5 protein-coding genes are annotated in these 6,050 nt (G+C 44.4%); all 5 read left to right on the plus strand.

What is annotated here, in order from left to right; genetic code table 11:
* The first annotated feature begins 132 nt into the window (after positions 1 to 132).
* The 5 genes from JW841_01875 to JW841_01895 all read left to right on the plus strand — a co-directional run bounded on the left by JW841_01875 (position 133) and on the right by JW841_01895 (position 5,998).
* Complete coding sequence (locus tag JW841_01875; protein MBN1959669.1) at positions 133 to 768, plus strand: DUF502 domain-containing protein; 636 nt, start codon at positions 133 to 135, stop codon at positions 766 to 768.
* A gap of 346 nt (positions 769 to 1,114) precedes the next feature.
* Positions 1,115 to 2,440: a transcriptional regulator gene (locus tag JW841_01880; GenBank protein ID MBN1959670.1), complete on the plus strand. Its 1,326-nt coding sequence runs from the start codon at positions 1,115 to 1,117 to the stop codon at positions 2,438 to 2,440.
* A 6-nt stretch (positions 2,441 to 2,446) separates the two neighbouring features.
* Positions 2,447 to 4,873, plus strand: coding sequence for a type I restriction endonuclease subunit R (locus JW841_01885; protein MBN1959671.1), 2,427 nt, complete (start codon positions 2,447 to 2,449; stop codon positions 4,871 to 4,873).
* Positions 4,874 to 4,905: 32 nt separating this feature from the next.
* Positions 4,906 to 5,574, plus strand: a complete 669-nt coding sequence (locus JW841_01890) for a M48 family metallopeptidase (GenBank protein MBN1959672.1) — start codon at positions 4,906 to 4,908, stop codon at positions 5,572 to 5,574.
* A gap of 64 nt (positions 5,575 to 5,638) precedes the next feature.
* Entirely contained in the window at positions 5,639 to 5,998 is a 360-nt protein-coding gene (locus JW841_01895) for a hypothetical protein (protein ID MBN1959673.1), read from the plus strand.
* Positions 5,999 to 6,050: the final 52 nt, after the last annotated feature.

A 6,050-nucleotide genomic window follows, 5' to 3' on the forward strand; every position in this document is an offset into this window, starting at 1 on the left:
ACTCTCTACGTCATGCCCTCGAAAGAGGGCATCCAGTAAAGCCTAATAAAATCGATCAATTACAGAGATGAGATCAAGAGTCAGCGCAAGAGGGAGTTGTGAAAATCGTTCAATATGAGTAATTAGATAGCAATGATTAAAAGAACTTTCATTACGGGCTTGTTTATTATTTTGCCAATATTGGTAACTTATTGGATTTTGGCATTTATTTTTGGTGCGGTTAATGGCACCGTCACCCCAATTTTGACACATTTTATTGAATTTGTTGCTCCAGGTCAGTGGTTACAACATGCTTTTATGGAGTATTTTGCACCGATAGTTAGTTTTATTATCGCGGTATCGGTGATTTATTTAGTTGGTTTAGTTGGTGGTAATGTTTTAGGTCGACAAATCATTAGGTTATTAGAAGCTTTAGTACTGCGCATACCCATGGTGCGTGGTATTTATTCTGCAGTACGGCAATTTTTTGACACCTTTTCACATAACAAAGCTACGGCTTATCGTGGAGTGGTGCTAGTGGAGTTCCCGCGTGCCGGTAGTTGGGCAATGGGTTTACTGACCGGTAGTGCCACCAAAGAAATATCAAAGCATGCACAAAATAATCTAGTAAGTGTATTTATCCCAACTACCCCTAATCCAACGGGGGGATACTTAATTTTTATTCCTGAATCACAAGTAATTCGTTTATCAATATCGGTTGATGATGCGCTAAAAATGATCATTTCATGTGGGGTGCTGACACCAGCTAATTCAAAGTTAGCAAAGTAATTTATATTTTTCTATTGTGTTTTAATTATTAGTGACAAATGGATGCATACTGGTGGTGCTAAGCCAGATAATAACTATAAAAAGGAGCCGACGCGATGACTAAGCTGACGCTTAGCCAACTTTCAAATCTGCTTTTGCGCGCTTGTGATGACCTGCGCGGTAATATGGATCCCTCAGAATATAAATAATATATCTTCGGCATGCTTTTTTTAAAGAGGCTCTCAGATCTCTTTGACCAAGAGCGCGAGCAGCTTGCTAAGAGCCTTAAAAAAAGGGGTATGAGCGCCAACGCTATAGCCAAGCAACTTGAAAATTCTGATCAGTATACTTTCTTTGTCCCAAAGGTATAGATCCGCGCAGCGTCGACGCCATCCAAAAAGAACTTTTGCAACTCTGCCATAGTTCTTTGCAACCATATTACGATATGCTTTCAGCCGTCTATGTTGTCGATGGTCGCACGATTTTAGTGCTATGGGCCCCTGGCGGTGAGACGCGACCCTACAAAGCAAAAGTCAGCCTTGCTAAAGGCACTAAAGATTGGGTTTATTATATTCGCAAGCATTCAAGCACTGTGCTCGCCAAAGGTGCCGACGAGCAAGAGTTGCTTGGGCTTGCTGCCACCGTACCCTTTGATGACCGCTACAATCAAACCGCAGCGCTAGATGATTTATCGCCACGTCTCATTGAAGAATTTTTGCGTGAAGTAAAAAGCGAGCTTGCCACCACGGCATCAAGCCTTACTCTAGAAAACCTCGGGCGACAAATGAGTATTATCGGCGGCTCAACCGAGTCACCGTTCCCTAAAAACGTTGGTTTGCTCTTTTTTAACGAGGCACCGCAGCGCTTTTTTCCGGTAACGCAAATAGATGTTGTTTGGTTTCCTGATGGCGCGGGCGGCGACACCTTTGAAGAAAAAGAGTTTAAGGGCCCACTGGCGCGCATTACTCGCGATGCCATCGATTACATTGATCGCAATTATATTAAAGAGACGGTGGTAAAGCATCCCGACCGCTCTGAGGCCGAGCGTTTTTGGAACTTCCCCCGTATTACCGTTGAAGAAGCGGTGGTTAATGCCGTCTATCATCGCTCTTATGAAATACGTGAACCCGTTGAAGTGCGCATTACTAACGAAGACTTGGTGGTGCTTAGTTTTCCGGGGCCGGATCGCTCGATTCGCATGCAAGATCTACGCGCCGGTAAAGCCGTTAGTCGTCGCTATCGCAACCGCCGCATTGGCGAATTTCTTAAAGAGCTTGACCTCACCGAGGGCCGTTCTACTGGTATACCCAAAATAATGCGCGCTATGCAGCAAAACGGCTCACCACCGCCCGAGTTTGAAAGCGATGATGACCGTACAAGCTTTATCGTGCGGCTGCCGGTGCATGAACGAGTATTGAAATATGAAAATGAGACTAAGGCCCAAGTCACCCAGCAAGTCACCCAGCAAGTCGAAAAAATTGTGTCGGTGGTTGATAAAGAGATGTCGCGATCAGAGTTAATGACGGCGCTAGGTCTTAAAGATAGAATGCACTTTGTGAGTGACTATCTTCAGGCTGCTATTAATGCTGGGATGATTGAGCCGACCATTCCTGATAAACCTACAAGCAGTAAGCAACGTTACCGTCTCACTACCAAAGGTCATACGTTTTTAACAAAGCTAGGCAATAGGTAAGAAGCGATGACTGAATACCTCCACGTCGAAAAACCGTTTCTTGACCAGCTTAAAACACTGGGCTGGACGGTCATCGACCAGGGGCACAACATCATACCTTCTGATCCGGCAGCAAGCCTGCGCACTAACTTTCGTGAGTTGATTCTGCCAACAATTTTTTGCGACTCGGTAAGGTCAATAAACCTCACTGCCGACAACAAAGCGTGGCTTACCGATCGTCAGCTTGATGACTTGCGCGACCAGCTTTTACGCCAGCCCAACCTAACTTTGCTCGAAGCAAATGAGGCGGCGCAAGCCTTGTTTCTTAAAGCCCAGGTTGATCGCGATGAACCAGTGCCTGCGTCGGTTGCTAAAGCGCTACAACGGCCTAATACTTTGCCAAAGGCTTTCATGAATAAGCCCAAAAAGGTGTTAATGGCTGCCGAGCCGCTTGTTCAATATAGTGCGGTGCCATCAAGCAAGACCTTTGGCGTTGTTAATTCATCAGCGCGAATTTTGCTTATGATCGACGAGGCTCATCGTACCCAAGGCTCTGATTTAGGCGAAAACCTGTTTGAAGCATTCCCCAATGCCACCCGCATTGCCTTTACCGGAACGCCACTCATTACCGAACCGCATGGTAGTAAACGTACCGTGAAACGCTTTGGTGAGTATATTGATACATACAAATTGATGGATTCTGTTCGTGATGGTGCCACGTTACAAATCCTCTACGAGGGACGCACCGCCGAAACCGCGCTGAAAGATAAGCATGGTTTTAACAGCAAGTTTGAAGACCTTTTTAAAGAACGTAGCGAAGCCGAACTTAACGCTATTAAAAAGAAATACGGCGCTAGCGGTGATATTCTCGAAGCCGAAAATCGCATTGCAGCCATTGCCATAGACCTTGTTGATCATTACATAGAAAATATTTTACCTGATAGTTTTAAAGCCCAAGTTGTCTGTCACTCAAAGCTCGCGGCAATTCGTTACCAAAAGGCTATTCGCAGTGCACTTAGCGAGCGTCTTGAGCGCGAGAAACAAAAGGCGCACATAAACTGCGAGCTTATTCAACGCATTGAATTTCTTAAAGCTGTGGTGGTTATATCGTCAGACCCAACAAACGAGCCAGCTATGATCACCGCAGCACGTAAAGAAGCTAAGCGCTGCAATGCGATTGAGAATTTTTGCAAACCATTTGATTTTGTTGATCCTGATAAAACATACACAGGCATCGCGTTTCTTATTGTCTGCGATATGCTACTTACCGGGTTTGATGCCCCGGTTAAGCAGGTAATGTATATTGACAAGAAGCTGCGCGAACACAACCTTTTGCAAGCTATCGCACGAGTAAACCGAGTAGCCAAAAATAAAAACAGGGGTTTCATTGTTGACTACATTGGTTTGGCAAATCATTTAACCTTGGCCTTATCTATCTATGCCGATGAAGATGCCCGCGATATTAATGAAGGTTTAAAGAGTATCGCAAGCGAACTGCCGATTTTAGAAGAACGCTATCAACGCTTGTTGCAGCACTTTTTCTCTCTCGGGGTGACGCAGATTGAAGCCTTTGTTAAAGGTACGCTACTGGATGTTAAGAACGAAATAATGGTGCTTCACCTGGCTGTTGGTGCGCTTAAAGATATTAAGCCTAGGGCTGACTTTGAGGTTTACTTTAAAAAGTTTCTTAAGAGTCTAAACCTCATTTTACCGAATCATGCCGGTCAACCATATCGCGGTGCTGCACGCCGATTTGGCTATTTGTTGCACATGGCAAAAGAGCGCTACAAAGACGATTCACTTGATATCAGCGATGCTGGCGAGAAGGTAAAGGCGCTTATCAACGAGCATCTCATTGACCTTGGAATCAATCCTAAAATCCCACCCATCGAACTCTTATCCGACGACTTCATTGCTCACGTGCACAAACATTCACATGGAAATGCCGAAGCCAAGGCGAGCGAGATGGAGCACGCTATTCGCAAACACTGCACGATTCATTTTAATGAAGACCCAGCTTTTTATAAACGGTTGAGTGAAAAACTCGAAAAACTTATTCAAGAACATCGTGACAATTGGCAAGCACTCGCTGAGGGTTACGAGCATCTACGCAATGAGGCCATTGCTGGGCGCACGGAGACAGTCGCAGGCCTAACCAAAGAAGCCACTACTTTTTATGATTATGTTATTCAGCTTGGCTTTGATGATGTTGAGGCTGCCTCTGAGCATAACGAAGCGCTTAAAAAGTTGATGCTACGTATTGTTGAGTTGTTGCAGAACACTATTGATGTAATCGATTTTTGGCAGAAATCGATTGAAGTTAAGAAACTGCGCGGCAACATTGACACCGAAATATTGCTTGCTGATATTCCCGCGCTAAGTGCAAAGCACGAGCGTATTGCCGTAGAGATCGTAAAACTTGCCGAAAAGCGTCACAAGGAGTTGACTAAGTGAGCAACGCGCCGCCGACCAACATTAGCTACGAAATTGTCCGAAGCCAGCGGTCTACCACTGACATCATTATTGAGCGCGATGGCAGTGTGCTGGTACGTGCACCCGAATGGGCAGATGACAAACAGATCGCTGATACTGTTGCCGCCAAATACTACTGGATCTATCAAAGTTTAGCCGAGTGGCGCGATCTCAACGCCTCGCGAGTGCTACGTGAATATAAAAATGGCGAGGGTTTTTTATATTTGGGTCGTGCCTACCGACTCTTGCTTGTTGCTGATCAAGATGAGCCACTTATGCTTAAGGGTGGTCGCTTTACTTTGCGTCGCGATCTTGTTGATCAAGGTGAAATTGCCGCCGCAAAAGTAGCTTTTCGTGACTATTATATTGCGCGAGGTCGTCAACGCCTTTGCCAACGTGTTGAATACTACGCGCCAAAAGTTGGGGTAAGCGCCACTACGGTTGATGTGCGCGAGCTTGGTAACCGTTGGGCATCATGTTCTTCTGCTGGTGCGCTCGTCTTTCATTGGAAGTGCATGATGGCTCCACCTACTATTATTGACTATATTGTTGTTCACGAACTTTGTCATTTTTATCATCGTGATCACACAGATGCTTTTTGGAATGAAGTCGATAAGGTGCTACCAGATTATCATGAGCGCAAAGAGTGGCTACGAATAAATGGTGCTGGGTTAGATGTATAACGGTAGCAAAGTAATTTATATTTTTCTATTGTGTTTTAATTATTAGTGATGTCATATTTATTATATGTTAGCTTGTAGTTATATTTCGCTTACCGCAATAATTTTATCGTCAACCATCACCAGTAACACAACAAGATTTAAGTTAGAGCGACAAACTAATAGTTCTGATTATCAGCTATTTGATCAACTATATAATCGACGCCTAGTAATCCCTTTTAAGTGGCTTACTAAAGAACAAAGTGAATCTGATGATTTGATAGCTCCAGTAGTCGCAGCTGAAAATTTTGCAACAAAAACTAATTGGTTTGCAGCCGGTAATGGGCGCATTGGTATACATTTATCCTCATATGATATTCAAAATGGAGGTAGTTTGCAACTGGCTGAAGGAAGAGTGTTACTGATACGGTATATGTCCGCAGTATAAGCACGGGTAAATGTCCGCGATCAACATGGGCAAGGTGTAGTAGTTTGTCATG

The organism is Deltaproteobacteria bacterium (assembly GCA_016931625.1).
In the GTDB taxonomy this organism is placed as follows: Bacteria; Myxococcota; XYA12-FULL-58-9; order XYA12-FULL-58-9; family JAFGEK01; genus JAFGEK01.